General features: G+C 72.6%; 2 protein-coding genes and 1 pseudogene. 2 read left to right on the forward strand and 1 reads right to left on the reverse strand.

Annotation, left to right across the window (positions count from 1 at the left end; translation table 11 throughout):
• Positions 1 to 82: 82 nt before the first annotated feature.
• Positions 83 to 1021, reverse strand: coding sequence for a mycothiol synthase (mshD, locus tag MTQ10_RS28650; RefSeq protein ID WP_247473259.1), 939 nt, complete (start codon positions 1019 to 1021; stop codon positions 83 to 85).
• Between the two features lie 212 nt (positions 1022 to 1233).
• Between mshD and MTQ10_RS28655 the strand changes: the two genes are divergently transcribed.
• Both MTQ10_RS28655 and MTQ10_RS28660 read left to right on the forward strand, forming a co-directional pair.
• Entirely contained in the window at positions 1234 to 3051 is a 1818-nt protein-coding gene (locus tag MTQ10_RS28655; RefSeq protein ID WP_247473260.1) for a bifunctional metallophosphatase/5'-nucleotidase, read from the forward strand.
• A gap of 288 nt (positions 3052 to 3339) precedes the next feature.
• Positions 3340 to 3972 (forward strand): annotated as a pseudogene (locus MTQ10_RS28660) (hypothetical protein); the annotation flags it as partial.

Here is a 3972-nt window from a genome sequence, read left to right on the forward strand (position 1 = left end):
CGGGGCGGGGCGGGCGGCGGGGAGGCCTGTCGGGTAGCGGGCCGGTCTCCCGCCGCTTGCCTTGCGCGTCTCGACGCGCGCGTCACGTCTCCGAGCGGTACATCAGGTCCGTCTCGTACGTCGTGAAGCCCATGCGTTCGTAGACGGACACGGCCGCCTTGTTGTCGGCGTCGACGTACAGCATCGCCGTCGGCAGGCGCTGCCCGGCCAGGTGCCGCAGGCCGATGACGGTGAGGGCCTTGCCCAGGCCGGTGCCCTGCGCCTCGGGGGCGACACCGAGGACGTAGACCTCGCCGAGCTGTTCCTCGGCGTGCACCTTCGTCCAGTGGAAGCCGACGAGTTCCCGGCCGCTGTCCGTCTCCCGCTCGGCGAGGAAGAAGCCGGCGGGGTCGAACCAGGGCTCGGCCTTGCGGTCGTCGAGGTCGCGCTGGGTGAGGGAGCCCTGCTCGGGGTGGTGGGCGAACGCGGCCGCGTTGACGGCGAGCCAGGCGGTGTCGTCCTCGCCGGGCACGAAGGTGCGGACGGTGACACCCTCGGGCAGGACCGGCTCGGGAAGGTCGAGGTCGGTCAAGGGGCGGCGCATCTGCCGCAGTTCGCGGAACAGGGTCAGGCCGAGAACCTGCGCGAGGTGGCGGGCGGAGGCATGGCCGCCGTGCGCCCACACCCGCAGCCGCCTGCCGGACGCGGCGAGCAGCGCCGAGCCGAGGGCGCGGCCGTGGCCGTGGCCGCGATGGGAGGGGCGCACCACCAGTTCCGCGGCGGGGGCCTCGACCGGGTCGGTGTCCTCCAGCTGGGCGTAACCGGCGAGTTCGTCGCCGACCGTCAGCAGCAGATGGGCGACGCCCTCGCGGGGGCCGCCACGCAGCTGGAGCCGTCCCTGCTCGGACACCGCCTGCTGGCCGTCGGCGGCGGCGGCTTCGGCGAGCAGGCCGAGGACGGCCTCGATCTGGTCCGGGGAGAGCGCCGAGTAGGTCTCGATGGATCGGGAGCCGGGGAGCCGTGCGATGTCGTCGCTGGTCATGCGTACGAGGGTAAGCGGAGTAAGGGCAAAGTGGCGGCACGGACGGGACCTGGCGGCAAGCGGGCGTACGGCAAAGGGAAACCATCATGTAACCGCGAACCCCTGGTCGTGCTACGCGCGTTGACCCTAGGCTGCGCCGGACGGGAACACACCAGCGGACCCGCAGGGCACAGAGGGACCCGAAGGGCGCACAACACCCACAGGGGGGCGAATTGCCAGCCACATCACCGTCGTATCCGCCGCGCAGACGCCGTACGCACCACCGACTGCTCACGGCCGCCGCCGGGATCGCCACCGCCGGAGCGCTCGCCGCGGCGCTGCCGGGCACGGCCGCCGCGGGAGAGCACCACGGCAAGCCGGGCGGTCACGGACCGAGCCGCTACCAGGACGTGCAGCTGCTGTCCTTCAACGATCTGCACGGCAACCTCGAACCGCCGACCGGTTCCTCGGGCCGGGTCACCGAGGTGCAGGCGGACGGCACCACGAAGACGATCGACGCCGGTGGCATCGAGTACATGGCCACCCATCTGCGGGAGGCCCGCAAGGGCAACCGGTACTCGATCACCGCCGCCGCCGGTGACATGGTCGGCGCCTCCCCGCTGATCTCCGGCCTGTTCCACGACGAGCCCACGATCGAGGCACTGAACAAGCTGGGCCTGGACGTCACCTCCGTCGGCAACCACGAGTTCGACGAGGGCGCCGCCGAGCTGACCCGCCTGCAGAAGGGCGGCTGCCACCCGAAGGACGGCTGCTACACCGCCAAGAAGTTCAAGGGCGCCGACTTCCGCTACCTCGCGGCGAACGTCCTGAACGAGAAGAGGAAGACGCCGCTCCTCGACCCGTACTGGGTGTGGCGCAAGGGCGATGTGAAGATCGGCTTCATCGGCGTCACCCTGGAGGGCACCCCCGACATCGTCTCCGCGGACGGGGTGAAGGGCCTCGCCTTCAAGGACGAGGTCGAGACGATCAACAAGTACGCCAAGGTGCTTCAGCGCCAGGGTGTGCAGTCGATCGTCGCGCTGATCCACGAGGGCGGCTTCCCGGCCTCCTCCTCGTACAACTACGACTGTGACGCCCCGGGCGCCGGCGCGGGCATCTCCGGCCCGATCGTGGACATCGCCAAGAACGTCACCCCGGCGGTGGACGCCCTGGTCACCGGGCACACCCACAACGCCTACGTGTGCACGATCCCCGACCCGGCGGGCAAGCCCCGCATGGTCACCTCGGCCTCGTCCTTCGGCCGCCTCTACACCGACACCACGCTGACGTACGACCGCCGCACGGGTGACATCGTGCGTACGGCGGTGAAGTCGGCGAACCACGTGGTCACCCGGACCGTCCCCAAGGCGGCCGACATGACCTCGCTGATCACCAAGTGGAACGCGCTGGCCGCCCCGATCGGCAACCGCCCCATCGGCTACATCTCCGCCGACATCCCCAACACGGGCACCGAGTCCCCGATGGGCGACCTGATCGCCGACGCGCAGCTGGCGTACGCGAAGACGCTCGACCCGTCGACATCCCTGGCGCTGATGAACCCGGGCGGTGTCCGCGCGGGCCTCACCTACGCGTCGAAGGCCGGTGAGGGCGACGGCGTGGTGACCTACGCGGAGGGCTTCACGGTCCAGCCGTTCGCCAACACCGTCAACCTTCAGGACCTCACCGGCGCCCAGCTGATCCAGGCCCTCCGGGAGCAGGTCAGCGGCAGCAACACGGACGCCCCGAAGATCCTCCAGCCGTCGGCGGGCCTCACGTACACCCTGGACTGGACGAAGACCGGCGCCGACCGCGTCGTCACCGACTCCATCCGGCTGAACGGCGCCCCGATCGACCCGGCGGCCACCTACCGTGTCGCGACGAACAGCTTCCTCGCGGGCGGCGGCGACGGCTTCACCACGCTGGGCGAGGGCACGAACGACCTGGTCGGCACCGACGACCTGACGGCCCTCGAGCAGTACCTGACGGCCAACTCCTCGCCGACGTCGCCGATCGCGCCGCCGGCGGCGGACCGCATCACGATCGTGCAGTGACAGCCGGTACGGCACGCGCGCGTGGCGCGGCCGGCTGACGGGGGCCCGGAGCGGCGACGACCGCCCGGGCCCCTTCGCTTTCCACCCAACCTCCACATCGCCCCCGTATCAGCACCGGATCGCACCTCCTTCGGCACCTCACGCCGGTGATAAGTTCGAGCGCGTGATGGGAACGGGGTCATGACCGGGGGTGGGGAACGGCAGCCGGACGTGCTGCCTCAGGTGGCTGTTTCCGGTGCCGGGGATGCTCCACAAGCTCCACAACCCGCTTTCGCACCGCCGTCCGTCGTGGACGCGCCGCCGACCGTTGCGCCGTCCGTCGCCGCCGCCGAGGCTGACGGGACGCGCGCCGACACCGAGGCTGACGGCACGGGCGCCGCCGCCGAGTCCGACGGCACGGGCGCTGACGCCGCGTCACCGGCCGGTGTGCCCGTGGTCGCCGCCGAGGACAGGGCGGTGGCCGAGGCCGAACCCGCTGCTGCCCCGGAGTACATCGCGCCCCAGCCGGTCGCTGCCCCGGAGCCCATGGCGCCCCAGCCGGTCGCTGCCCCGGAGCCCGTGGCACCGCAGCCGGTCGCCGCTTCCGCGCTGGCCGCGCTCGCCGAGCTGTCGGCGCCGCCCGCGGCACCTGCCGCAGCCCCCGGCCAGGCCACCGCCGACGCCGTGGTGCGGCCCTCGGCCTCCGCAGTGCCCGCAGCCCCTGCGGAGCCCGCCGCGCCGCCCACCCCGCCCGCACCCGTGCCCGGTCTCGCACAGCAGCCCGCGCCGACCCTCGCACCGGCGTCCGCGCCGGCCCCCACATCGCCGCCCGCACCACCGGCCGTGACCTCTGCCCCGGCCCCCACAGCCCACGTGCCGCAGCCCGCACCCGCAGCCCCGGCACAAACCCCCGCAGCGGCCGGTACGGCCGCTGCGGGGGTT

Origin of the sequence: Streptomyces sp. XM83C (assembly GCF_023072675.1) — a bacterium.
In the GTDB taxonomy this organism is placed as follows: Bacteria; Actinomycetota; Actinomycetes; order Streptomycetales; family Streptomycetaceae; genus Streptomyces; species Streptomyces thermocoprophilus.

Bases quoted from the DNA above. Each gene is read 5' to 3' on its own strand.
- mshD (WP_247473259.1), bottom strand. From the start codon at position 1,021: ATGACCAGCGACGACATCGCACGGCTCCCCGGCTCCCGATCCATCGAG.